This is a genomic window from Nocardia acididurans, assembly GCF_016741815.1.
In the GTDB taxonomy this organism is placed as follows: Bacteria; Actinomycetota; Actinomycetes; order Mycobacteriales; family Mycobacteriaceae; genus Nocardia; species Nocardia acididurans.
Map to the genome: position 1 here is coordinate 92001 of NZ_JAERRJ010000018.1, position 24180 is coordinate 116180.

Below are 24180 nucleotides of genomic sequence, written 5' to 3' on the forward strand. Positions count from 1 at the left end.
TAAGCTGAAAAAATGTTGGAGACCTCAGGACGGCTGCTGCGGCTGCTGTCCCTACTGCAGGCCCGCCGCGACTGGACCGGCCCGGAGTTGGCCGCGCGGCTCTCGGTCACCACGCGCACGGTTCGCAATGACATGGACCGGCTGCGGGAACTCGGCTACCCGGTGGAGGCCCGCCCGGGTGTGGCGGGCGGCTACCGCCTGGGCGTGGGCGGAGCCCTCCCGCCCCTGCTGCTCGACGATGACGAGGCCGTGGCGGTCGCGATCGGATTGCGCAGCGCCGCAACCGGTTCCGTCTCCGGCATGGAGGAGACCTCCCTGCGGGCACTCACCAAACTGCAACAGCTGCTGCCCGCACGGCTGCGGCACCGGGTCAGCGCCTTCCAGCACGCGATGCCGGTCCCCGCGCGCGGCCCCCGCGTCGACGCGGAGGTACTCACCGTCCTCGCCGCCGCCTGCCGCGATCGCGAACGCCTGCGCTTCGAATACCGAACCCATTCCGGCACAGCGAGTCAGCGCGCGGTCGAGCCGTACCGGGTACTGAGCCTCCGGCAGCGCTGGTACCTGATGGCCTGGGATCTCGACCGTGCGGATTGGCGCACGTTCCGCGTCGACCGCATCCTGCCGCGCACCCCGACCGGCCCGCGCTTCACGCCCCGCGCGCTGCCCTCGGACACGGAGATCATCGAGCGCCTTGAACGCGGAACAGGCGAGGCCCCCTGGCGTTTCCGCGCCCGCGTCATCGTGCACGCCCCGGCCGAGCATGTGCGCCGGCGCATCCCGATCCCCGTCGACGTAGAACCCCTGGGCGACAACCGCTGCGCATTCACCCCGGGCTCCGACCACCCGGAAATGCTTGCCCTGTATATAGGAATGCTCGACGCCGACTTCGAAGTGATGGATTCACCCGAACTGATCGCGGCGCTGCGCACCATGACCCGGCGCTTCCGCACAGCCACCGGCGACGACTAGCAGCCCGCCACCCCGATATCGAACAGCTCTGGTGCCGGGGGTGAGTTCCGCCCCGCGGGCTCGCTCACCGTGGTTCGGCCGGCGGGTGATGCGGCCAGGGGCGAATTCGCTCCAGCGCCGCGCCGATGTGGAAGACGGACGCATCCTCGTAGGTGCGGCCGACGATCTGCATCCCCGTGGGTATTCCGTTGCGGCCCAGCCCGGTTGGCACGTTCAACACCGGGCAGCGGCTGGCGATGTTGAATACCGGGGTGAGCGCGACATCCCAATAGTGTTCGAGCTCAACACCGTTCACGGTGAGCCGGGTGTCGACGAAATCCTCGCCCGCCGGGAGCCCGGCCGCGCCGGTGGTGGGGCACAGCAGCGCGTCGTAGCGTTCCAGCAGCGGCCCGAGCACGCCGTACACCGCGGCTTCGATGTCGAGCCCCGCGAGATAGTCGCCGGGGCCGATGGCGGTGTCGGCGGCGAAGGCCAGCGCGTACGGTGTCAGCTCGTCGCGGTACTCGGCGGCCACTCCGGCGACGTACGCCCCGAAGATCGCACCGAAATGGCTGAACACGGCGCGCCGAATGTCCCTGTGCCGCAACCTGACGTCGATCTCCTCGACGATCGCGCCCGCCTCCCGCAGGGCCTCGGCGGCGGCGCGGGTATTGGCCGCCACATCGGGTTCGATCTCCCAGTCGCCCAGGTTGGGCGCGAATCCGATCCGCATGCCCGCGATATCGCCGAGCTGTTCCGGAATCCGCACGGCGGGCCGCAGGGAGGCGACGTCCTCCGGATGCGGTCCCGCCATCACATTCTCCAGCAGTGCGCAGTCGGCGACGGTCCGCGCCATCGGCCCGTCGTGGCAGTACGGGTCGAGGTTGAACGGCGGCACCGCGGGCACCCGCCCGTACGGCGGCTTGAATCCGACGGTCCCGGTGGCGGCGGCGGGCAGCCGAATGGATCCGGCGATATCGGATCCGGTCGCCAGCATCGCCGTCCCGGCGGCCAGCGCCGCCCCGCTCCCGCCCGAGGACCCGCCGGGGGAGTAGTCGGTGTTCCACGGATTCCGCGTCACCCCCCACCGCCGCGAATGCGTGAAGATGGCACAGCAGAATTCCGGCGTGGTGGTCCGCGCGTGCACGATCCCGCCCGCCGCCAGAATCCGCGCCACCGCCGGATGCGTCTGTTCCGCAAGATGATCCGCGAACACCAGCGACCCCTCGCTGACGATGCGTCCCGCGATCGGCTGCTCCTCCTTGATCGCCACCGCCAGCCCCTCCAGCGGCCGCGGCGCTCCCCCCGGACCGTAAGCGATCTCGGCAGCCTTGGCCTGAACGAGCGCCTCCTCGAAGGTCTCCTCCGCGAACGCGTTGATCTCCGGCTCGACAGCCTCGCTGCGCGCGATGACCGCGTTCATCAACTCGACCGGCGACAGGTCCCGGGTGCGGAACAGCCGCAGCGCCTCGGTGGTGGGCAGGTAGGTCAGCTCATCGTCGGTCACACGCGCTCCTCGTCCGGTAGCTCCCGCGGCCAGGGTCCACCCCCAGCCTGCCATGGCCGGTCGGCGGCATTCCGCCCACCACGACGCCGTCGCGGTCAGGTTCCGCCGTGCGCGGCGAGTGCGCGGACGGCGGCTTCGGCCTGGGCATAGGCTGCGGCCGCGAGTCGTTCCAGCAGTGCCAGTTTCAATTCCGGCGCCTGACTGGTGAGGAGATCGAATTTCTCCGGTGGCAGGACGGCCAGCCGCACCGTGGTTTCGGCGTAGGCGGCATTGGCGAAGCGGACGCCGACGAGCATGGGGACCTCGCCGAAGGACATACCCGCCGAGAGCGTGACCAGGCGGTGGCGGCGGCCCGCGCGGTCGTCGAAGGTGAAGCGGGCGCGGCCGTCGAGGATGAGGAACAGTCCGGAGCGGGGGCTGTCGCGGGCGACGATGAGTTCGCCGCGGGCGACCGTGCGGATCTCGAATTCCTTGGCCAGTTCCAGTCTTTCGTCTTCGGGCAGGGCGGCCAGGGCCGGGTGCTGTTCCACGCGCAGGGCGGCGGGCGGGTGCACTCCCGCCGGGCGATACGTGTCCAGGACGAGGTTCTCGCACCATTCGGCCGCCGCGTCCCGATCGGCGAAGACGCGTCCGCGCGGATCGTCCGGGTCCAGGCTGGAGGCCATATGCCCGAGTTTGGCGTCCGGATCCACCAGTGCCACACGGGTTCCGGCGGCGGCCAGCTCGGTTTGCAGATCGTTGAGCATGCGCACCGCGACCGGGGCGACATCGCCGACTTCGCGCACATCCAGGACGAGCGCCTCGAGTTTCCCGGGTGTGTCCTCGACCGCGCGCACCGTGGATTCCGCGCCCGCGAACAGCAGGTCGCCGTGCAGTTCGAATATGCGCGCCTGTTCGCCGAATTGTCCGAGCACGGCCAGTTCATCGGCGTCCCGCCGCAGCCGCGAGGGCGCGTCGGTCACCGTGTACGCGGCGCGGATCGCGGTGTGCGCGGCCCGCGTCACATGCAGGAAGTGCAGCCCGAGCCGATTCGACAGCTCCCGGCAGGCTTTCACCCCGCGCACGCTGCTGCCGTGCGCGTCCAGGCGCGGCGAGTACACCGCGATGCCGATCTGGCCGGGCAGTACGGCCAGAATGCCGCCGCCCACACCGCTTTTCGCGGGCAGCCCGACGGTGGTCACCCAGTCTCCGGCGGCGTCGTACATGCCGCAGGTGGTCATGACCGACAGCACCTGTTCGACGAGGGGGCGCGACAGCGCGCGTTCCCCGGTCACCGGATTGAGGCCGTTGTTGGCGAGGGTGGCCGCCATCATGGCCAGATCTCGGCAGGTCACGTCGAGGGAGCACTGCCGGAAGTACCGATCCACCGCCTCATCCGGGTCGATGTCGATGATCCCCGCACCCCGCAGCAGATATCCGATGGCCCGATTCCGGTACCCCGTCCGCGCTTCCGACGCGTACACGGCCTCGTTCATCGTCAGCTCGCGTCCGGCGAACCGGCTGTAGCTCCGCCGAATCCGGGCGAACCGGTCGGCGGCATCGCGCCCCTCGATCAGCGAGGCCGCCGCGATCGCCCCCGCGTTGATCATCGGATTCCGGGGCCGCTGTGTCTTCGGATCCAGACTGATCTCGTTGAACGGCTCCCCGGTCGGCTCCACGTCGATGCGCTCGGCGACCGCCGCCACACCCCGGTCGGCGAGCGCCAGCGCGTAGGTGAACGGTTTGGAGATCGACTGAATCGTGAAGGCCGTCTCCAGATCCCCGCTGCCGTAGACCCGCCCATCGGCCGTAGCCAGGCAGATGCCGAACGAATCCGGTTGCACCGCCGCCAGTTCGGGAATGTAGTCGGCCAGATCACCCGAGGTATCACTCAGGCATATGCGATAAACCTCATCGACTATGCGAGCGACCACCCCGTTTCCGGCGGGAGCAGGGCCATTGGCGGCCGAATCGACTGGGCCCATCAGGCCACTGTATCCGGGTATCGTGTGGGCACTGTCACATTGGACGCCGATGTCGCAGGTGGTGTTCCATTCCTGGCGATCGAGCCCACTACGGGCTCCGTAGACTGTTGCAAACATAGGAGTTTTCCGGAGGGAGCAATAGCCGTGGGAGTGCTTTCCCGGGTCGACACGCCCGAGGACCTGCGCCGGCTGTCGGCACCGGAGTTGAGCGAGTTGGCCGAGGAGATTCGCGAGTTCCTGGTGCGGAAGGTTTCCGCGACGGGCGGTCACCTCGGGCCGAATCTCGGCGTCGTGGAGCTGACCATCGCACTGCACCGGATCTTCGACTCGCCCGCCGACCCGATCATTTTCGATACCGGGCATCAGGCGTACGTGCACAAGATCCTGACCGGCCGCAAGGACGGTTTCGACGACCTGCGCAAGCAGGGGGGACTGTCCGGGTATCCGTGCCGCGCCGAGAGCGCGCACGACTGGGTGGAGTCCTCGCACGCCTCGGCGTCGCTGTCGTATGCCGACGGGCTGGCGAAGGCGTTCGCGCTGACCCGGCAGAAGCGGCATGTGGTGGCCGTCGTCGGTGACGGCGCGCTCACCGGCGGCATGTGCTGGGAGGCGTTGAACAATATCGCCGCCGGGCAGGACCGGTCGGTGGTGATCGTGGTCAACGACAACGGCCGCTCGTACGCGCCGACCATCGGCGGCCTGGCCGACCGGCTGGCCGGGCTGCGCATGCAGCCCGCCTACGAGCACGCGCTCGACGCCACCAAGCGGATCGTGCAGAGCATTCCGCGCGTGGGGGATTCGGCGTATTCGATGCTGCACGCCATCAAGACCGGCATCAAGGACGCGGTGTCGCCGCAGGAGCTGTTCGGCGATATCGGGCTCAAATACGTGGGACCGGTGGACGGGCACGACACCGTGGCCCTCGAATCGGCGCTGCGCCGCGCCAAGGATTTCGGTGGCCCGGTCGTGGTGCACGTGGTCACGCAGAAGGGCCGCGGCTACAAACCGGCCGAGGATCACGAGGCCGATCAGATGCACGCCATCGGCCGTATCGATCCCTTGACCGGTGAAGCGGTGGGATCGAGTGCGAAGAGCTGGACCTCGGTGTTCTCCGAGGAGCTCATCGCGCACGCCGAGCAGCGGGACGAGATCGTCGCCATCACCGCCGCCATGCCGGGACCGACCGGACTGTCGGCGTTCGGAAAACGCTTCCCGGAGCGCATGTTCGACGTGGGTATCGCCGAGCAGCACGCGGTGACCTCCGCGGCGGGTATGGCGCTGGGTGGCCTGCATCCGGTGGTCGCCATCTACTCGACCTTCCTGAACCGCGCCTTCGATCAGCTGCTCATGGACGTCGCGCTGCTGAAACTGCCGGTGACGCTGGTGCTCGACCGCGCGGGTATCACCGGTGACGACGGCGCATCGCACAACGGCATGTGGGATCTGTCGGTGCTGGGCATCATCCCGGGTATCCGGGTGGCCGCGCCGCGCGATGCCGCAACCCTGCGCGAGGAGCTGGGGGAGGCGCTGCACATCAGTGACGGCCCCACCGCCATCCGCTTCCCGAAAGGCACTGTCACCGAGGAGATCTCGGCGGTGGAGCGGTTCGACGGCGTGGATGTGCTGCGCATGCCCGACGCCGAGAACGCCTCGGCCGGTTCGGTACACGCGGATGTGCTGCTGGTCGCGGTCGGCGCGTTCGCCGATCTGGCCTTGAAGGTGGCGAATCTGCTGGAGGCCGAAGGCGTTTCGGTGACGGTCATCGATCCGCGCTGGGTGCTGCCGGTGTCGGACACGGTGGTGAAGCTGGCCGAGAACTACCGCCTGGTGGTGACTCTGGAGGACAGCGGCCTGCACGGCGGTATCGGTTCCACCGTGTCCGCGCGGCTGCGTGCCGCGGGTCTCGATGTGCCGACACGCGATTTCGGTGTGCCGCAACGGTTCCTGGATCACGCCTCGCGCGGGCAGATCCATCAGGAACTCGGGCTCACTCCCGGCGAGGTGGCGCAGCGGATCCACGGCTGGCTCGGCGACTCCGCCGGCGCCGAGGCCGCCGCGCACGAACTGGCCGAGGCCGCCGAGTAGGTTTCCCTTCGGAAGCGGGCCGTCGATCTTCGGATCGGCGGCCCGCTTTCCGTATACGGCGTCCCGTATCTCGCGTACTTTCTAGAACAAGTTGCAGTTTTCTGGTTCAGGAGTCCGCATGTCCTTCGTGCTCGTCGACAAGCCACGCCCGCATATCGCGCTGGTCACCCTCAACCGGCCCGACCGGATGAACGCCATGGCCTTCGACGTCATGGTCCCCCTGCGCGAGACGCTGGAAGCGGTGGCCGCCGACAACGACGTGCGAGTCGTGGTCCTCACGGGTGCGGGTCACGGCTTCTGCTCCGGCGCGGATCTCACGCATTCCGGCCGCGTGCCCGGCGTCGAGGGGCTCACCAAGACCAGCGTCGCCCGCCGCTCCATGGAGCTGCTCAACAACGTCATGCTGACCATCCGCCGCATGCATCAGCCGGTCATCTCCGCCATCAACGGCGCGGCCATCGGCGGCGGCCTGTGCCTGGCCGTCGGCACCGATATCCGCATCGCCTCGGAGGACGCCTACTTCCGGGCCGCGGGCATCAACAACGGCCTGACCTCGGCCGAACTGGGCATCAGCTATCTGCTGCCGCGCGCCATCGGCACCACCCGAGCCAACGAGATCATGCTCACCGGCCGCGACGTGGACGCCGCGGAAGCCGAACGCATCGGCCTGGTGTCGCGGGTCGTCCCCGCCGACAAACTGCTCGAGGCCGCCTACGACACCGCCGACCAGATCATCCGCTGGAGCCGGGTCGGCACCGAACTCACCAAGCGCATGCTGTGGTCGGGGCTGGAGGCGGGCAGCTACGAATCCCATATGCAGCACGAGGGCACCGCGCAGCTCTACGTCCGCCTCACCACCGACAACTTCGACGAGGCCATGCGCGCCCGGAAGGACCGCCGCCCACCGGTTTTCGAGGACTGACGCCGCGCCGGTTCGCCAGGGCCGCGACTCAGCAGCTGGTCTTCGGCTCGCCGCGGGTCGACGTGGTCGGGCAGCGGGCCTTGTCCTTGCTCAACTTGGCGTTGGTATCCCAGCTGCGCACCAGATCGTCGGCCGCGGCCCGGCCCAGGATCGGGCGCGTGGTGAGCCGCGATTCGATCCGCGCGCCGGGGCCGACCGCGAACGCGCAGGACACGGTCGTGGTGCCCGCGCCCGGCATCTCCACGATGCCGGAGCAGTCGGGCCGGTCCAGGGGAGTGCCGTCGATGGTGAGCTCCAGCTGATACGCCACGAAGATGGTGTCCACCGGCAGCGTCACGCCCGGCAGCGTGACCTTCACGAACGGTTTCGGCGTGCTGGTCAGCGTGGCGACGGCACTGCACCGCGGCCCGCAGGGCGTACTCCATCCGCTGTCGGAGACGACCTGGGTCTCCAGATTGGAGGCGTCGTCGAGGATGGAGACGGTCGTGCGCAGATTGCTGTACAGCTGCGCCACCGCCACCGTGTCCATCCGGGTCACGCGGACGTCGAAGGTCGGATCGACCACCCGCACGACATGATTCGAGGCCACATAGGTCGTGACGGCGCCGCTGACCACACCCGTCGCCGACGCCCCGTCGATGGTCGCGGTCGGCCCGGTATCCACCGGAATCCGGTTGTCCGCGTTCGGATCCAGTCCGCGCCCCAGGGTCGACGGCAGCAGCTCGGCCACCACATCGACCTCGAACAGATACGACGTCTGCAGAATCTGCCGACCGGCCGACCCGGTGGCGCCCTCCTCGCTGAATCCGAGCGCCAGCAACGCTTCCCGGCCGCCCTGCACGAAGGTCTTGCCGCCGGCCCGCAGATACTTCAGCGTCGTCCCGGGCTCGAATTCGATGGTCCCGGAAGCATCTCCGGTATTCGTCACCCGCAGGTCGAGCCCGGCGCTCTGCCCGTTCTTCCCCGTGAACCGCCCGACGTAGTGGGCCCCGGCCGCGTTGATCAGTTCCAGCCGGGCGACCCGAAGTTCTTCTCGCGCAACCTCGGCCGGTGTCCGCGTGGGCCTGCCCACCACCAGCCACACCGCCGCCGCGGCCACCGTCATGACCAGTACGAACACCAGCGCGACCCAGGGCCATCGCCGTCGTGGCACCGTTTCCGCGGCCACCGGCTCCGCCACGGTCTCACCCGTGTCAGTCCCAGACGCCATCCCCACCCCTCTTCAGCAAACCTCTTGTGACTCAGACGCGAGGCACTATATGGCCACCCCCGCAAACCCGGCAAACCGAACGAAACGCATGTATGTGGCGGGCGTGCGTGGGATGGTCGAGGTGGCGAGGCCGCGCCGAGTGGAGGATGCGATGAACGCAGCGAAGCGACGAGAACTGGTGTCGGGCAAGGTGGTCGCCGTCACCGGCGGAGCCCGGGGGATAGGCTTCGCCACCGCGCGCGCCGCCCGCGACGCCGGAGCCCGGGTGGTGATCGGCGATATCGACACCGTCGCGGTGGACAAGGCCGCGGCCGACCTGGACGTGCCCGCCTTCCCCCTCGACGTCACCAACAGCGCCGCCTTCACCACCTTCCTCGACGCCGTCGAATCAACCTGCGGCGCAGTCGATGTCCTGATCAACAATGCCGGCATCATGCCGGTCGGCCCGGCCGACGCCGTCCCCGACACCGAGGCGGCCCGCTGTATCGACGTCAACCTGCACGGCGTCATGCTGGGCACGAAGCTGGCCCTGCGCCGCATGCTGCCGCGCGGCCACGGCCAGATCATCAATATCGCCTCGATCGCCGGCGTCACCCCCGCCCCCGGCCTGGCCCTCTACAACGCCAGCAAAGCCGGCGTGGTCGCCTTCACCGAGGCGACCCGCATGGAGGTGCGCGACCGCGGCATCCAGGTCGGCGCGGTCCTGCCCTCCTTCACCGCCACCGAATTGGTCTCCGGCACAAGCACACCCAGAGGCCAGCGCGCCCTGGATCCCGCCGAGGTCGCCGCCGGTGTCGTGGACATGATCGCCCGCCCCCGCCCGCAACTCACCGTCCCGCGCGCTCTGGCCTTCACCGTCCGCCTCAGCACCCTCTACCCCGACCGCTTCAAACGCGCGATCTACCACCGCTTCGGCGTCGACTCGATTTTCCTGAACGTGGACCGCGCCGCCCGCGCCGACTACGACGCCCGCATCCACGGCAGCCCCTAGCTCGCCGGACTCACCCGATCCGCTCGGCCAGCGCGACCATGATCCCCTCGGGTCCACGCAGGTAGCAGAGCCGGAAGAGATTCTCGAACTGTCCCACCTCGCCCATGAGTTCGGCGCCGAGCGCGGACAGCCGGGCGATCACCTCGTCGATGTCGTCCACGGCGAACATGAGTCGGCGGATGCCCAGCGCGTTCGGCGGTGCGGGATGCGGTTCGGTCCGGATCGCCTGGGGCGACCGGAAACTCATCAGTTCGAGCTTGCTGTGACCGTCCGGCGTGCGCATCGTAGCGACATCGAGCTCCTGACTGTCCAGCCCGACGATCTTCGCGGCCCACGGCTCCGAGATCGCCATCCTGCCCTCGAGTTCCAGCCCGAGTTCGGCGAAGAACGTGATGGCCGCATCGAGATCCTCGAGCACGATGCCCACATTGTCCATCCGTTGAACCGTCATCGCTGTTCTCCCCGCGTCGTCGGCCGCGCCTGTCACGGCCCTTCATCGGATGGACGGAGCCACCGGCCGATTCTCGACATTCAACTCCGAAACGGTTCGTGAGGCAGTGCGGCGACGCCGGGCCGGACTGATCAGGAATGAAGAAGCGCTGATCGCTGGGTTGTAGCTAGTGTTTTCCGCATTGGAGACCGATCGGTGTGGTTACCGGGATGAGGGTCGATTTCGGAGGAGGGCGCAATGACCTGGAGTAGGCGTATTCGGCAGTGGCATCGCTGGCTGGCCGTAGTTTTCTTGGCGACGGTCGTCTTCACCACGACCATGGTGGCGGTGGGCGGGCCGGAGTGGGCGGTGTACGTGCCGCTGCCGCCGCTGGCGTTGCTGCTTGTTTCCGGGCTGTCCATGGCCGTGCGGTGGTATCGCACGGGACGGCACCGCAAGCGTGCCGCGGCAGGGTGGGTGCGGCCGGTGCACCGGTGGGCGGGGATCATGCTCGCGGTGACGGTGCTGGCGACATTCGTCGCGCTGTCGCTGCCGGACCCGCTGGTGTGGGTGTCCTACCTGCCGCTGCCTCCGCTGGCCGTGCTGGCGGTCACCGGGACGGTCATGCTGGTGCGGCCCCATCTGGCCAAGCGCCGCACCGCCCGTGCGGCACTGGCCTGACTCCGTCCTGCTCGGCGGGAGTTGGATAGAGCCTGACTCGCGACTACTTCCCTGGAGTCGGATAAAGCGCGGATGCGAGCCGTGAGACGGCCAGGTCCCGCTGCCAGGCGCGCGCACCGCCGTTGGCGAGGAAGTCGTCGATCATGGCGGGGGCGTCGCCGTTGGTGACGGTACGGGGCAGGCCGTCCCAGCACATGCGGCGCAGCAGGTCCGGTGTGAGCAGGTTCTCCACCGGAACGGCGACCTCGGTCGACAGATCCGTCATGGCGGCGCGGGCCTTCTGCAGGCGGGCCGCGGCGGCCGGATCGCGGCGTTCCCAGCGGTTCACCGGCGGCGGGCCGTCGAAGGGCTGGGTGAGGGGCGGCAGTTCACTGTCGGGCAGCGCGCGGGCGCGTTCGACCGCGCCGAGCCACTCCCGGGAGTAGCGGCGCTGGCGTGGCCCGCCGAAGACCGGCAGGGTGCGCAGTTGCGCGATGGTCTTGGGTTCGCTGGTGGCGGCGGCCACGATGGCCGAGTCCGGCAGGATGCGCGCGGGCGCGACATCGCGCAGCCGGGCCAGCCGGTCGCGGGTGAGCCACAGTTCGCGCACCACGGCGAGCTGGCGGGTGCGGCGCAGGGTGTGGATGCCGGAGGTGCGCCGCCACCGGTCGGCCTTCGGGCCCGTGGGTTCGGTGGTGCGCACGTGTTCGAATTCCTGTGCCGCCCAATCGGTTTTCCCCTGCTCCTCGAGTTCGGCGGCGACGGCGTCGCGCAGTTCGAGCAGAAGTTCCACATCGAGGGCGGCGTAGTTCAGCCAGTCGTCGGGCAGCGGTCGCGTGGACCAGTCGGCCGCGCCGTGGCCTTTGCGCAGTTCCCGGCCCAGCAGTCGTTCGACCATGGCGGCCAGTCCGACCCGCTCGTAACCGGCGAGCCGGCCGCCGAGTTCGGTGTCGAACAGGCGCGCGGGCCGCAGCCCGAGCTCGTCCAGTCCGGGCAGATCCTGATCCGCCGAATGCAGCACCCATTCCAGATCGTTGACGGTCTCCGCGAGCGGAGTCAGCGCCCCGTCCACGGGAATCGGATCGATGAGGAAGGTGCCCGCGCCCGCGCGCCGCAACTGGATCAGATAGGCGCGATTGGAGTAGCGGAATCCGGAGGCGCGTTCCGCGTCGACGGCCAGCGGACCCGTGCCCGCGGCGAGTTTGCGTGCGGCGTCCCGAACTTCGGCAGCACTGTCCAATACCGGCGGTACACCCTCTACTGGCGCGAGCAACGGTACCGCGGCAGTGGCTTCGGGTTCTTCTGGTACGGACATGGTCTTGAACTTTACGGGTAGTGCGGCGGCGTGCCCGCGTCCCGTGGTGAATCGGTTGCCCGGGGCGCTGCGGCGCGCTGTTCGGAATCGTACGTTCCCGCCGTCGATTTGGTTGCGGTACAGCTGTTCTGGATGGCGGCGCTACTCGTCGTCGTGGTCGCCGTGGCGCACGTCCAGCCGGGTGACACCCGCGGGCGGCAATCCGGCCGCGTACGCGAGCACCTCGGCGAACGCCTCCACATGCGGACGCATATTCGTGTCGCCGACCGTCCACGACGCCCGCAGTTCGAGCTGATGCGCGCGCGGCGGTCCGGCGATATCGCCGTAGCGCACCGAGCTCGTGGAGGTCACCGTGCCGCCGAGCGCGGTGTACCCGGTGCGCGATTCGAGCGCGTCCACCAGCCAGCTCCACGCCACCTCCGGCAGCAGCGGGTCGGCCGCGAGCGCGGAGTCGATATCGGCCTGGATGTAGGCCACCAACCGGAACACCCCGTGCCAGGCTTCCTGCCCGTTGGGGTCGTGTAACAGGATGAGCCGCCCGAACGCGTCACCGTCGGAGTCGACGGGCACCACATTGGTGTCGGGCCGAGTGACCTCCGCCCCCAATGCGTAGGAGTAGGGGGCCAGGCGCTGCGGGGGACGGATAGGTGCGAGCTCGATTCGAGGATGCACGGTTGCGGTACCCATCGCATCGACCGCGGCGCGGAACCTTGCGGGTTCTTCTGGCTCCGGGGTCGGTGCGGCGCCGTCGCGGAAGTCGAGCGGTGTCACGCAAGGCACGGTAGACCTCCGGGACGCGGCGTGGTGAGAGGCGCGCCGCCGGGGGCCTTTACGATGACTCGTGATGAGCACTCACACGCGCCGCCTGCTGACCGATGCCCCACTCCTCGCCGCCGCCACCGGTGGCGTGCCGCATCGGCGTCCGGTGTGGTTCATGCGCCAGGCGGGCCGCTCGCTGCCCGAGTACCGCGAGGTGCGGGCCGGAATCGGCATGCTGGAGTCCTGTTTCGATCCGGAGCTGGTGTGCGAGATCACCATGCAGCCGATCCGCCGCCACGATGTGGACGCGGCAATCCTGTTCTCCGACATCGTGGTTCCGCTCAAGGCCGCGGGCATCGACCTCGACATCGTGGCGGGAGTCGGCCCGGTGGTGGCCAATCCGGTGCGCACCGTCGCCGATGTGCGCGCGCTGCCTCGGCTGCGCGCCGAGGAGGTGGGCGCGGTCACAGCCGGTATCGGCCTGCTGCTGAAGGAACTCGGCACGGTCCCGCTGATCGGTTTCGCGGGCGCGCCGTTCACCCTGGCGTCCTACCTGGTCGAGGGCGGCCCCAGCAAGAACCATGAGCGCACCAAGGCGATGATGCTCGCCGATCCGGACACCTGGCACACCCTGCTCGGCGTCCTCACCGACATCACCATCGAGTTCCTGCGCGCCCAGATCGCCGCGGGCGTGGACGCGGTGCAGCTCTTCGACTCCTGGGCGGGCGCGCTGACGCTGGCCCAGTACCGCGAATACGTCTTCCCGCACTCGCAGCGTGTCTTCGCCGAGGTGGCGGCGGCGGGCATCCCGCGCATCCACTTCGGTGTGGGCACCGGAGAACTGTTGGGCGCCATGGGCGAAGCCGGGGCGGACGTGGTCGGCGTCGACTGGCGCGTGCCGCTGAACGAGGCCGTCCGCCGGGTCGGCCCCGGAAAAGCCTTGCAGGGCAACCTCGACCCGGCAGTCCTCTTCGCCGGTCCCGCCGCCATCGACCGTGAGGTCCGCCGCATCGCCCGCGAGGCCGACGAGGCGATCACCCTGGGCGCGAAGGGCCACATCTTCAACCTCGGCCACGGCGTCCTCCCCAACACCGACCCCACCGTCATCACCGACACGGTCGCCCTCATCCACAGCCTCCCCGCCCCGCTGTAGTCCTGCTGCGGGGAGAAAATCGCCCTGAGCCGCCGTCGCCGCTCCCGCGCGGGCGGGGCGTGGGTCACATCGGGGGCGGGAGTAGGTTGCTCGGGGAGCGGCTCGACGGTGAGGTGCGGGCGCGGTCGCTGTGCTCGGCGCGCCGGGCGACGGCGACCATCGGGTGACGAGGAGTGGTCGATGCGGATCGCGGTGGTCGGTGGCGGGATCAGTGGGCTTGTCGCGGCCTATCGGCTGCGGAAAGCGTTGGGGGACAGCGCCGACCTAGTGCTGGTCGAGCGGCGGGATCGGGTCGGCGGGATTCTTCGGACCGTGGAGATCGCGGGGGAACCGGTGGATCTGGGGGCCGAGGCGTTCGTGGGGCGGCGGCCGGAAATCCCCGCGCTCATGCGGGAATGGGGTATCGAGGACCAGCTGGTTCATCCGGCGGGTAAGCGGCCGCTGGTGTGGTCGCAGGGGCGTGGGCATCGGCTGCCGGAGCAGACGTTGATGGGGATTCCGTCGGGGCCAGAATCAGTAGCCGGTCTGGTCGACGACGCCACGGTGGCCAAGATCGCCGCCGAGCCGGATCGGCCGCTGCACTGGGTGCCGGGCGGTGATGTCTCGGTGGGTGCGCTGGTCGCGGATCGCTTCGGGGAGCAGGTGGTTCGACGCAGTGTCGATCCGCTGCTGGGCGGAGTGTATGCGGGACTGGCGAGTTCGATCGGCGTGCGCGCGGCGCTGCCGACTCTGGCCGCCGCACTGGATGCGGGCGCGCCGAGCCTGACCCAGGCGATCGCGCGCACCCTGCCGCCGCCCTCGGACACACCGGTGTTCGGCGGTATCCGCGACGGCTACGGCGTCCTGCTCGACGCGCTGCGCGCCGCAGCCGGGGTGAAGGTCGAGATATCCACCACCGCAACACAACTCACCCGGCTCCCCGCCGCGTCATCATCCGCACCCTCGTCGACGTCGCCCGCGCCACGGTGGCAGCTCGACGCGCTGGGAGTGTTCGACGCCGTCGTCCTGGCCACCCCGGCCCCGGTCACCGCCGAGCTGCTGCGTGAAGTCGCCCCCGCCGCAGCAGATCTCGCCGCCGGTATCGAACTCGCCTCCTCGGCGGTCGTGGCCATGACCCTGCCGCGCGACACCGCCCTGCCCGACAACTCCGGCATCCTGGTCGCCACCGGAGAACCCCTGCGCGCCAAGGCCTTCACCCTGTCCAGCCGCAAATGGCCACACCTGGCCGCCCGCGATGTCGCCCTGGTCCGCGCCTCCTTCGGCCGCTTCGGCGACGACACCCCGCTCTCCTGGCCGGACGAGGACCTGATCACCGCCGCCGTCGAAGACCTCACCACCGTGACCGGCACGGCGATCCGCCCACGGCGCGCCGTCGTCCAGCGCTGGCCCGGCGGCCTACCGCAATACGCCCCCGGCCACACCACCCGGATCGCCGAACTACGCACGGCCGTAGCGGATCTCGGCGGCCTCGCTCTGGCGGGCGCCTACCTCGACGGCGTCGGCGTCCCGGCCTGCGCGGCCTCCGGAACAGCCGCCGCCACCCGCATCGCGAGCATGCTGTCCTGACCTGCCGGGGCGTGCTGCCCCCGCATCCTCGCGCCCGGGGCCGAGATCTCGGGAGTGCTCGCAGGCGTGGTGCTGTCCGGTCGTACGATGCTGCGGCGGAGCCGGATTCGGTTCTGCGTGGCTCAGGCCAGGTCGCTGGGGTCGGTGTTGGCGCCGCAGAGGATGACGGCGAGGCGTTCGTTGGGGCGGCTCTGGTAGACGCCGAAATGTAGTGCGGCGTAGGCGGTTGCGGCGGCGTGTTCGACGGCCATGCGGCGGTCGTCCCACAGGAATTGGCGGGCGCGGCTGATGTGTTCGTCGGTGACCAGCAGGGAGTGGACTTCGGCGGCGGCTGCCGCGGTCAGAGCCATCGGGGTGATGCGGCGGGCGCCGAGGGCGTCGGCGGCGATCGAGTCGACGGGGACGTCGACGGGGTGTCCGGCTTCGCGGGCGGCGTGGAAGGCGCGGCAGTTCTCGGGTTCGACGGCGACGACGCGGATGCCGTGGTGGGCGGCGGCGACGGCCACTCCGGTGAACAGTCCGCCGCCGCCGACGGAGACCAGGATGGTGTCGAGTCCGCCTACCCGGCTGAGGATTTCGTCGACGAGGGTGCCCGCTCCGGCGGCGATGTAGGGGTCGTCGTAGGCGTGTGAGCGCAGCGCTCCGGTGGCCGCGGCGTAGCGCTCGCAGTCGGCGGCGGCGTCCGCGTAGGACTCGCCGCCGGAGAGTACCTGCGCTCCCAGCCGGCGCAGCCGCGCGACCTTCACCGGCGGCGCGGTGTCGGGCAGGAAGACGGTGGCGTGGGTGTCGATCCGGCGTGCCGCCCACGCGCAGGCGACACCCGCGTTGCCGCCGGAGGCGATGGTGATGCCGGCGCGCGGCAGCAGCCCCAGATCACGGTGCGCGAGGGTGAAGTTGGCCGCGCCGCGAGCCTTGAAACTGCCTGTGTGCTGGAGGTATTCGAGGGCCAGCGAGATCTCGGTGCCGACGCCGACGCCCGGGATGGAGCGGGAGCACGCGGGTGCGATGGCGAGGGGCCGGATGTATCCGGCTAATCGATCGGCCGCGGCCTTCACATCGGCGTAGCTGGGTTGCACAGGCTTTCCCTCACTGTTCGAATCGATCATTGCCGGTGGGCGGACCGAGGTTTCGCGGAGGACGCCTGGTATCGCCCGGCCCCCCGCTGCGGATAGTTACACTGTAACTTACGATGGTGGCATGCCCAGAAGGTCGAAAGAACTCGACGAGGCGACCCCGCAGGCGATCGCCGAAGCCGGTCTGGCGATCATCGAGAAGCGTGGATCGTCGGAGCTGAGTTTTCGTGCCATCGCCGCGTATCTGCAGGTGTCGCACACGACCGTGGTCCGCCGCGGTGGCGGCGATCTGAACGGCCTGCTGGATCTGCTGGCCGATCATCTGGCCCGGGGCCTGCCCGATATCGAGCCCGGTTCGCTGCCCTGGGCGCAGGCTACCGCGCAGCGATTCACCGCGTTCTACACCCTGCTGGCCGCCCATCCGGGCCTGGTGCTGCTGCGCGGCCCGCGCCCGTGGCTGGGCCCGATCCTGCTTGCCAAACTGTTCGAACCGCAAGTGGCGGACAATCTTTCGCTCGGCCTGCCGATCCGCACGGCCCTGCACGCTTACCGTGAGATGTACCTGTTCACGCTGGCGAACGCGGGCCTGGTGGATCATCACACGCCCAGATCCACCGCGGCGCGCATCCGTTCGTCCCTGGCCGGTTGCGACCCGGTCGAACATCCGCTGGTGGCAGCCCATGTGGGCGAGATCGCCGCCCTGGTCACCGACGGGGACGAGATCTTCCGCGACGGCCTGCGCCGGCTCATCGAATCCTGGGATCCCGCAACCGGACAGTGATCCACGCCGCACTGTGTGAACATTCCCGCCCGCCCCGGCGATAACCGCTCGACAGCAATCCCACGGGGAGGAGCGGAAGTGAGCCTGCGGCAGCACAGCCCGTATCAGCGCACGATGCCGGATCTGGATCGGAGTCGATCGCGTCCGGGGCGTCGCGCCATGCTGACCGGTCGAAAGCTGTGGAAGACAGCGGCACTGGCTTTCCCGGTGATGTTCGTCGCGCAGTGGCTGCTGCTGTTCGGCGGTGCGGTGCTGCTGGAGAAGCTCGGCTTCGCGATGGCGGGTTCGGCGACCATGGCGTTCCTTTTCCTCGCCGGTGTGGCCGCCGCGCTCGTGGCGGTGCTGCACAAGCGCTGGGGTACGACCGCGCGGGCGTTCGCGCTGTCCGCCGGGGTCAGTGCCATCCTGATCGCCGCGCAGATCAGCGAGCTGTGATCGGGCCGCGGCGCACCTGCGAGGGTCCGCCGCCGGGGAGATTCGCCCGCAATGGCACGATGGTGGCATGGCGCGACTCGATTACCAGGCCTTGAACTCGACCATCCGCTACCTCATGTTCTCGGTGTTCCAGGTGGAACCCGGTGTGCTGGGCGAGGACCGGGAAGCCGTGATCAAGGAGACCCGCGAATTCTTCGAGTCGCTCGAGGAGCGCGGCATCGTGGTGCGCGGTATCTACGATGTGGCCGGTATGCGCGCCGACGCCGATTTCATGATCTGGTGGCATGCGGAGAAGATCGAGGATCTGCAGGCCGCCTACGCCGATTTCCGGCGCGTCACCGAACTGGGTCAGGCCAGCAATCCGGTGTGGAGCAATGCGGCGCTGCATCGTCCGGCCGAGTTCAACAAGTCGCACATCCCGGCCTTCCTGGCCGGTGAGGAGCCGGGCAACTACATCTGCGTGTACCCGTTCGTGCGCTCCTACGAGTGGTACCTGCTGCCGGACGAGGAGCGTCGCAAGATGCTGGCCGATCACGGGAAGGCGGCGCGCGGCTACCCGGATGTGCGCGCCAACACCGTGTCGTCCTTCGCGCTCGGCGACTACGAGTGGATCCTCGCCTTCGAGGCCCCGGAGCTGCACCGCATCGTGGATCTCATGCGTGACCTGCGCGCCACCGAGGCGAGACTGCATGTGCGCGAGGAGATTCCGTTCTTCACCGGCCCGCGGGTGGAGGTCGAGAAGCTGGTGGCGTCGCTGCCATAGGTGGTTCGCGCGGGGGGTAACCGGAACGGTGCCCACCGAATTCGGGGCATGCACGAATTCGTGCATGCCCCATAGTGTTTCCGCGACTCAGCTGTTTGCGCTGCCCGAGGGGTGCGGTTGCAGGGATGCCGGGTTGACGCAGTCCTCGGCGTGCCGCTGCGCGGCACGCCGAAGGTTTTTCCGGTGACCTCCCCTTTCATGGAATGAAACATCAATGTTTCAGAAAATTGGGAGATCGGAAGCTCATCACGTTAGGGTGCGCTGACACGGGCATGCCCCCTGCCCTGACGGCCGAGCCGTCGCGCATCCAGAAGAGAACCAGTGACGCTCACCCACATCCCCGAATCCGAGAAGACAACCCCCACGCACCCTCGCTTCGCCTGGCGCGGCGTCCTGCTCGTCTCCGGGGTGGCGACGCTCGCCCTGTCCGTCTCGGCGGCACGATTCCAGCTCGCCGGCGACGAGCTGTACTACCTCGCGTGCGGCCGGCGGCTCGCCGTCGACTACGTCGACAACGGCCCACTGGTTCCCCTGATCGCGCGCCTGTGCGACCTGCTCGCCCCCGGATCCGCGCTCGCCCTGCGCATCCCCGGCCTGCTCGCGCTGTTCGCGGTCGCGGTCCTCGCCGCGGCCGTGGCCTGCGAATGCGGCGCGCGCCCGCGCTACCAAATGCTCGCGGCGGCAGCCTGTATCGCGTCACCGCTGGTGTTCGCCTTCACCGTGCTGACCACCGTCGCCTTCGACCTGACCCTGCAGGCGTTGGTCATCTGGCTGCTGATCCGCTGGGTCCGCACCCGCCGCGACCGGTTGCTCATCGCCGTCGGCGTGGCCGCGGCACTCGACGTGCAGGACAAATGGCTGATCCTGCTCGCGGCGGCCTGCCTCGGCCTCGGCGTCCTCGCCGCCGGACCCCGCGCGATGCTGCGCCGCCCCGCCCTGTGGCTGGGCCTGCTGATCTTCGCGGCGGCCGCCGTCCCACCCCTGCTGTGGCAGGCGTCCCGCGACTGGCCGCAGCTGGCGACCAACAGCGCGATCGCCCACGAAATGGCACAGACAGGCGGCGGACAGTGGGGCACCGTCGCCGCGATCCTGATCCTCCCCGGATTCCTCGGCGGCGGACTGGTCCTGCTCGGCATGTACGGCCTGGTTCGGCTGCCGGACCTGCGACCGTACCGATTCGTGCTGATCGCGGGCGTCCTGATGCTGACCCTGGTACTCGCCGGGCAGGGCCGCGCCTACTACGTCGCCGGAGTCATTCCCGCACTGCTGGGCGTGGGCGCGGCGACCCTGGCCGGTCTCCTCGCGACCGCTCGGGCGCGGGTCCCGCTGCGGCGGGGTTTCTCCGTCCTCACCGCCCTGTCCGCGGTGACGCTCGTATTCCTGGCCCTGCTGCCCTACCCGCGCAGCTGGATCGACGAACCCGCCGTCGACTATCTCGGCGCGATGCGGCACTACGGCAACGACTACTGGACCGACCTGGCCGACGCCGTGGAAACGGTGGTGGACGGCCTCCCCGCCGCCGACCGCGCCGATGCCGTCGTCGTCGCGGCGGCCTACAACCAGGCCGGCGCACTCGACCACTACGGACGGTCGAGGGGCCTCCCCCCGGTGTACAGCCCCCATCGCGGCTTCGCCGAATTCGGTCCACCACCGGACTCGGCGAAGACCATCATCTACGTCGCCCACGACAGCGGCCGCGAACAGCGCGCCTTCCTGGCCGCTTTCGGCGACACCACCGCGGCCCTGCGACTGAACGACAGCCTCGGCATCGGCGGACAGAACCGCTATGTGACCGTGTGGATCTGCCGCGATCCCCGGACCCCGCTGTCGGCCGCCTGGCCGGAGCTGACCTACATGGTCACCCCGCCGACCCCGTGACCGGCGGTCGCGCACACCTCCGACTGGTCCACGCTGACCGACCAATTCGCCTCGTACCGGCCGGATTTCGTCCCCGCCGTGCGGTCTTCGCTACGACGATGTCCGGCCAACGGCGGCTCGGTGCCGGAATGCCGGATGAATGTGCGCACGCACGATGAAGCCGGAAATTCGGGGTGGTGGTGCGCAGTGCTCGCGGGGTATCGGTCATGCCGCCCGAACCGGTGCCGGCTACGCGCTGCGCGCGATCTCGAGGTTCCCGAGCAGGAAGGCGGTCATCGAGTCGACCACCACATCCGGTTGCCGGGCGCTGAGCACGTCCTGATGCGAATAGCCCTCGGCGTGGATGAGATTCGCGCGCGGGTGCAGCCTGCGGCGGATCGGTGTCCACACATCCCCGGTGATGGTCAGCGACGGGATGTGTTCCTCCCAGTCGCCGTGCCGCAGGCCCGTGAGATCGCCGGAGCGTTCGCCGATCATGCCGGCGAACGCCTCACCCACCAGCCGCCGCGACTCGTAGCTGTTGAGGTAGCTGAATTCGCCATTGCCCCAGGCGAATACGGTGTCGGTGAAGCTGCTGATGCCGCCGTCCGCGCACCAGTCGGTGAGGGTGCGGCGCGGATCGGCGGGCATGTGCAGCGGCCCGCCGCCGAAGGCGGCCGTGACGATCTCGCCGGCCAGCGGCGTGCGCGCCAGCCGGGTCAGCCCGGCGCGTTTGACGCGCACCGCGCCCTGGTAGGTGCCCATGTCGTTGGCCAGCGTGGTGGCCGCGGCGGACCGGCTGAACAGGGTGCCGAACAGGGCGGCGTTGGTGAGCTGCCAGCGTCGCGGCCCGCCCTGCGGGTACAGCAGCCGGAACAGACTGTCCACCAGCATGCTTCGCGGTACGTCGGCCAGCAGGGTGCTGTGGGCCTGCGGGTGGAAACGCGCGGCCAGCGCGGCGGTGCTCAGCAGTAGTGCGAGGTCGCCCAGGCGCAGCGGACCGACATTGTTGGAGGGCGGGGCGAGGCGGTTGTGTGTCGTCGCGGCCAGCATGCGCAGGGCGGTCCGGGTCCGGTGGGCCGCGCGCAGGTCCAGCTGCAGCGGATCGACGGTGATCGGCCCGTCCAGGCCGATCACTCCGGCCACCTCGCGGTATCCGGGGCCGCTCGGAAAATCCCACTGGCAGTAGAAGTTCGACAGGGGGCCGCCCAGTGAATGCCCGCCGATGACCAGTTGTCGCGCCCGCTGCGCCGGGTCCGGCAGCTCCAGGCTGTGGATCGTGTGCCAGTCGCGCAGCACCTGCGCCAGACCGTAGTCGCGCAGGAAGCGCTGTCGCCGCATCGGCAGCCAGCCGGTGTAGGTGCGCCCGCCCAGTGCCCGGCCGCGATAGTAGTAGTCGACCGCCACCCGATGATCGCCCGCGGCCACGGCTGCGCGCATGCCGGTGGGGTCGGTGAGTGGCTGGCCGCGCCGGGCCATCGCCCAGACCTCGCAGTTCACCCCGCTACGGCGCAGCGCTGCAATGAGATTGCGTGCCAGTGGATCGAAACTCGAAGGCCCGCCGGTGTTTCCGGGTTGCAGTGAGAGCACGAGATCGGCGGTCACGGGCCGCCCGGCGGCATCGAGCGGGCGGTAGCGCTGATAGCCGAGGGTGTCGCAGGCGGCCGGGGCGTCGGTGACCGCGGCGGGGGAGCGCCAGGTGACCGTGCTGATCTGGACGTCCCCGAGGGTGTATCGGACGTCCTCGCTGCGCTGGGGCATCGTTGCCTCCACTTCCGCCGTGCTGCTCTGCGCTGTCGGGCGGCCGCGACGCACACCGTCCAGCGGTGGCGTCCCTGCCCGTACCTCCGACTATGCCGCGCGGAATCCGCACTTGGACAGGGGATACGAGAGGTAGGGTGCGGACGCACAACGGGGGCGCAGCCTCGCTGTACACCGGCACAGTCCCGGGCCCGGCGGGGCGACCGTACCCTCCAGCCGATGAACGCACCGACCGTGCTCGGATTCGCCGAGGAGGGCTTCGGGCGGGTGGCGTGATCCGGCGCTGCGGCTGCCGTGGGAGTGCGGCGCCGTCGTGCCGGTGTTCTCCGCGACCAAGGGCGTTGCGGCAGTGACATTCCGCGATAGGGGCGTCGCGTCCCGGCGTCCGGGCTTCCCGAATTGTCGCCGCTGGAATCGTTCTCCGGGACGTCCGAGAGGGCTGCGTCTCGCGAGAGCCTGCTTGCGAGGTGGGTCACAGGCATGACATAGTCTGACGGAATGTGAGCCCGGTTGGTCTCACAGTGATGATCGGAGAGTTGAGTGATGGCCTCACGGGGGCGCAGCGTCGCGCGGATCACCCTGCTGTCGGCTCTGGTCGCGATGGTCGCGGTGACGACGGGAACCGTTGTCGCCGTGGCTGATCCGGAAAGCGCGGAAGCGCCGGTCGTGGTGCAGCCGCAGGCCGCGATACCGTTGCCGCCGGAGTTGGACCAGGGTTTCTATCGTCCGGCCACCGAGCTGGTGGCCGCCAAGGCTCCCGGTGAGATCATCGCGGCGCGGCAGATCACCGCGGCGAACGCGTCGCTGGCACCGCTCAATGTCGATGCCTGGCAGGTGTCGTACCGGTCGAACAACTCTCGCGACGAGGCGATCCCGGCGGTGGCCACGGTGCTGAAGCCGCGCGGGTCGGCGCCGGACAAGGTGCTGTCGGTGCAGCTTGCCGAGGATTCGCTGGGCGGCTACTGCGCGCCGTCGTATGCCGTGCAGCATTTGTCGGCGAGCCCGTTCCTGGGCCAGCTCGTCGCACCCCTCGAGTTCGTCATCGCGCAGGGGGCGCTGAGCCAGGGCTGGGGTGTGGTGATCCCGGACCATCAGGGTCCGGACTCGGCGTACGCGGCGGGCCCGCTCGCGGGGCGGATCACCCTGGACGGCATTCGCGCCGCCCGCGCCTTCGACCCCCTGCGGATCACGCCCGACGCCCGGATCGGCCTGTACGGCTATTCCGGCGGTGCGATCGCCACCGGGCACGCGGCCGAGCTGCGGCAGAGCTACGCGCCGGAACTGAACATCGTCGCGACCGCCGAAGGCGGCGTGCCGTCGGATCTCGGTGTGGTGCTCGACAATGGCAACAATGGCCTGTGGTCCGGTGTCGTGCTGGCCGCGACCATGGGACTCACCCGCGAGTACCCGGAATTCGCCGCCTTCGTCAACCAGAACATGGATCTGTTCGGCAAGGCGGTCACGACGGTGCAGGGCGGGCTGTGCGTCCAGTACCTCGTCAATGTGTTCCCCTTCCTGAATCTGAAAGGCATGCTGCGGGTGCCCGGCGATCCGATGCTGCGCCCCGAGGTGCGCAACGTCGTCGAGCAGACCCGCATGGGCAAAGCCGTGCCGGATATGCCGATGTACATCTGGCAGGGCAATCCGGATGAGCTCATTCCCGTGGGTCAGGTGAACACCCTGGTGGACACCTACTGCCGGGACCCGAAGGCGAATGTGCAATACCTGCGTGAGCATTTCGCCGAGCACGTCACCACCGAGCTCTCGGGTGCTGGGCCGGCCATGCTGTGGATGCGGGACCGCCTCAATGGAATCCCCGCGCAGAGCGGTTGTTCGACCACCGACGTGGGCTGGCTCGCCCTGGACCCCAACGGTCTGCAGATCACCGCCGCGACCCTCGGTGACACACTGGGCGCGCTGTTCGGAAAACCGCTCGGCGTCAACTGATCTCATGATCACGCGTCCCGCGGGCTCCCGGCAGTCGGAGGTGGAATCCCAGG

General features: G+C 69.4%; 20 protein-coding genes. 12 read left to right on the forward strand and 8 right to left on the reverse strand.

The annotated features are described in order from the left end of the window. The first annotated feature begins 12 nt into the window (after nt 1-12). Nucleotides 13-969 (forward strand): helix-turn-helix transcriptional regulator, encoded by a 957-nt coding sequence (locus tag JK358_RS35315; RefSeq protein WP_201956942.1) that lies wholly within the window; start codon nt 13-15, stop codon nt 967-969. Between the two features lie 64 nt (nt 970-1033). Here the strand turns inward: JK358_RS35315 and JK358_RS35320 are convergent, their stop codons facing one another. Next, nucleotides 1034-2455, reverse strand: a complete 1422-nt coding sequence (locus JK358_RS35320) for an amidase (RefSeq protein WP_307817891.1) — start codon at nt 2453-2455, stop codon at nt 1034-1036. A 95-nt stretch (nt 2456-2550) separates the two neighbouring features. Continuing rightward, on the reverse strand, nt 2551-4419 hold the full coding sequence (gene glsA, locus JK358_RS35325) for a glutaminase A (protein ID WP_201956954.1): 1869 nt from the start codon (nt 4417-4419) through the stop codon (nt 2551-2553). A gap of 144 nt (nt 4420-4563) precedes the next feature. On the opposite strand from glsA, the gene dxs reads away from it, so the two are divergent. Then, nucleotides 4564-6504 (forward strand): 1-deoxy-D-xylulose-5-phosphate synthase, encoded by a 1941-nt coding sequence (gene dxs, locus JK358_RS35330; RefSeq protein ID WP_201956957.1) that lies wholly within the window; start codon nt 4564-4566, stop codon nt 6502-6504. A 118-nt stretch (nt 6505-6622) separates the two neighbouring features. Beyond that, nucleotides 6623-7426 (forward strand): enoyl-CoA hydratase, encoded by an 804-nt coding sequence (locus JK358_RS35335; RefSeq protein ID WP_201956959.1) that lies wholly within the window; start codon nt 6623-6625, stop codon nt 7424-7426. Between the two features lie 28 nt (nt 7427-7454). Here JK358_RS35335 and JK358_RS35340 read toward each other — a convergent pair whose 3' ends face one another. Then, nucleotides 7455-8636, reverse strand: coding sequence for a hypothetical protein (locus tag JK358_RS35340; protein WP_201956962.1), 1182 nt, complete (start codon nt 8634-8636; stop codon nt 7455-7457). 151 nt (nt 8637-8787) lie between these two features. Between JK358_RS35340 and JK358_RS35345 the strand changes: the two genes are divergently transcribed. Next, entirely contained in the window at nt 8788-9627 is an 840-nt protein-coding gene (locus JK358_RS35345; RefSeq protein ID WP_201956974.1) for an SDR family oxidoreductase, read from the forward strand. A 10-nt stretch (nt 9628-9637) separates the two neighbouring features. Here JK358_RS35345 and JK358_RS35350 read toward each other — a convergent pair whose 3' ends face one another. Beyond that, a complete protein-coding gene (locus JK358_RS35350; protein WP_201956988.1) occupies nt 9638-10078 on the reverse strand; it encodes a VOC family protein in 441 nt (146 codons plus the stop codon). A 237-nt stretch (nt 10079-10315) separates the two neighbouring features. On the opposite strand from JK358_RS35350, the gene JK358_RS35355 reads away from it, so the two are divergent. Next, on the forward strand, nt 10316-10738 hold the full coding sequence (locus JK358_RS35355; RefSeq protein WP_201956990.1) for a hypothetical protein: 423 nt from the start codon (nt 10316-10318) through the stop codon (nt 10736-10738). A gap of 43 nt (nt 10739-10781) precedes the next feature. On the opposite strand, the gene JK358_RS35360 is transcribed toward JK358_RS35355, so the two are convergent. Then, on the reverse strand, nt 10782-12032 hold the full coding sequence (locus tag JK358_RS35360; RefSeq protein ID WP_201956994.1) for an HRDC domain-containing protein: 1251 nt from the start codon (nt 12030-12032) through the stop codon (nt 10782-10784). Nucleotides 12033-12173: 141 nt separating this feature from the next. Further along, a complete protein-coding gene (locus JK358_RS35365) occupies nt 12174-12803 on the reverse strand; it encodes a DUF3000 domain-containing protein (protein ID WP_201956996.1) in 630 nt (209 codons plus the stop codon). Nucleotides 12804-12876: 73 nt separating this feature from the next. Between JK358_RS35365 and hemE the strand changes: the two genes are divergently transcribed. After that, complete coding sequence (gene hemE, locus JK358_RS35370) at nt 12877-13944, forward strand: uroporphyrinogen decarboxylase (RefSeq protein ID WP_201956999.1); 1068 nt, start codon at nt 12877-12879, stop codon at nt 13942-13944. 180 nt (nt 13945-14124) lie between these two features. Then, the gene (locus tag JK358_RS35375; RefSeq protein WP_201957003.1) at nt 14125-15510 is read left to right on the forward strand and encodes a protoporphyrinogen oxidase; all 1386 of its coding nucleotides are present in this window, start codon (nt 14125-14127) and stop codon (nt 15508-15510) included. Between the two features lie 122 nt (nt 15511-15632). Here the strand turns inward: JK358_RS35375 and JK358_RS35380 are convergent, their stop codons facing one another. Then, entirely contained in the window at nt 15633-16586 is a 954-nt protein-coding gene (locus tag JK358_RS35380) for a threonine/serine dehydratase (RefSeq protein ID WP_201957006.1), read from the reverse strand. Between the two features lie 121 nt (nt 16587-16707). Here JK358_RS35380 and JK358_RS35385 point away from each other — a divergent pair, with 121 nt between their 5' ends. The 4 genes from JK358_RS35385 to JK358_RS35400 all read left to right on the forward strand — a co-directional run bounded on the left by JK358_RS35385 (nt 16708) and on the right by JK358_RS35400 (nt 20440). Then, nucleotides 16708-17364, forward strand: a complete 657-nt coding sequence (locus JK358_RS35385; protein WP_201957009.1) for a hypothetical protein — start codon at nt 16708-16710, stop codon at nt 17362-17364. Nucleotides 17365-17442: 78 nt separating this feature from the next. Beyond that, nucleotides 17443-17799 (forward strand): hypothetical protein, encoded by a 357-nt coding sequence (locus tag JK358_RS35390; RefSeq protein WP_201957012.1) that lies wholly within the window; start codon nt 17443-17445, stop codon nt 17797-17799. 67 nt (nt 17800-17866) lie between these two features. Then, on the forward strand, nt 17867-18562 hold the full coding sequence (hemQ, locus tag JK358_RS35395) for a hydrogen peroxide-dependent heme synthase (protein ID WP_181580548.1): 696 nt from the start codon (nt 17867-17869) through the stop codon (nt 18560-18562). A 321-nt stretch (nt 18563-18883) separates the two neighbouring features. Further along, entirely contained in the window at nt 18884-20440 is a 1557-nt protein-coding gene (locus JK358_RS35400) for an ArnT family glycosyltransferase (RefSeq protein ID WP_201957015.1), read from the forward strand. Nucleotides 20441-20668: 228 nt separating this feature from the next. On the opposite strand, the gene JK358_RS35405 is transcribed toward JK358_RS35400, so the two are convergent. Beyond that, nucleotides 20669-22180, reverse strand: coding sequence for a hypothetical protein (locus tag JK358_RS35405; RefSeq protein WP_201957016.1), 1512 nt, complete (start codon nt 22178-22180; stop codon nt 20669-20671). Nucleotides 22181-22723: 543 nt separating this feature from the next. Here JK358_RS35405 and JK358_RS35410 point away from each other — a divergent pair. Then, nucleotides 22724-24127, forward strand: a complete 1404-nt coding sequence (locus JK358_RS35410) for a lipase family protein (protein WP_201957019.1) — start codon at nt 22724-22726, stop codon at nt 24125-24127. The last annotated feature ends 53 nt before the right edge of the window (nt 24128-24180 follow it).

Bases quoted from the DNA above. Each gene is read 5' to 3' on its own strand.
- JK358_RS35315 (WP_201956942.1), top strand. From the start codon at position 13: ATGTTGGAGACCTCAGGACGGCTGCTGCGGCTGCTGTCCCTACTGCAG.
- glsA (WP_201956954.1), bottom strand. From the start codon at position 4,419: ATGGGCCCAGTCGATTCGGCCGCCAATGGCCCTGCTCCCGCCGGAAAC.
- JK358_RS35335 (WP_201956959.1), top strand. From the start codon at position 6,623: ATGTCCTTCGTGCTCGTCGACAAGCCACGCCCGCATATCGCGCTGGTC.
- JK358_RS35340 (WP_201956962.1), bottom strand. From the start codon at position 8,636: ATGGCGTCTGGGACTGACACGGGTGAGACCGTGGCGGAGCCGGTGGCC.
- JK358_RS35345 (WP_201956974.1), top strand. From the start codon at position 8,788: ATGAACGCAGCGAAGCGACGAGAACTGGTGTCGGGCAAGGTGGTCGCC.
- JK358_RS35350 (WP_201956988.1), bottom strand. From the start codon at position 10,078: ATGACGGTTCAACGGATGGACAATGTGGGCATCGTGCTCGAGGATCTC.
- JK358_RS35355 (WP_201956990.1), top strand. From the start codon at position 10,316: ATGACCTGGAGTAGGCGTATTCGGCAGTGGCATCGCTGGCTGGCCGTA.
- JK358_RS35360 (WP_201956994.1), bottom strand. From the start codon at position 12,032: ATGTCCGTACCAGAAGAACCCGAAGCCACTGCCGCGGTACCGTTGCTC.
- hemE (WP_201956999.1), top strand. From the start codon at position 12,877: ATGAGCACTCACACGCGCCGCCTGCTGACCGATGCCCCACTCCTCGCC.
- JK358_RS35375 (WP_201957003.1), top strand. From the start codon at position 14,125: ATGCGGATCGCGGTGGTCGGTGGCGGGATCAGTGGGCTTGTCGCGGCC.
- JK358_RS35385 (WP_201957009.1), top strand. From the start codon at position 16,708: ATGCCCAGAAGGTCGAAAGAACTCGACGAGGCGACCCCGCAGGCGATC.
- hemQ (WP_181580548.1), top strand. From the start codon at position 17,867: ATGGCGCGACTCGATTACCAGGCCTTGAACTCGACCATCCGCTACCTC.
- JK358_RS35405 (WP_201957016.1), bottom strand. From the start codon at position 22,180: ATGCCCCAGCGCAGCGAGGACGTCCGATACACCCTCGGGGACGTCCAG.
- JK358_RS35410 (WP_201957019.1), top strand. From the start codon at position 22,724: ATGGCCTCACGGGGGCGCAGCGTCGCGCGGATCACCCTGCTGTCGGCT.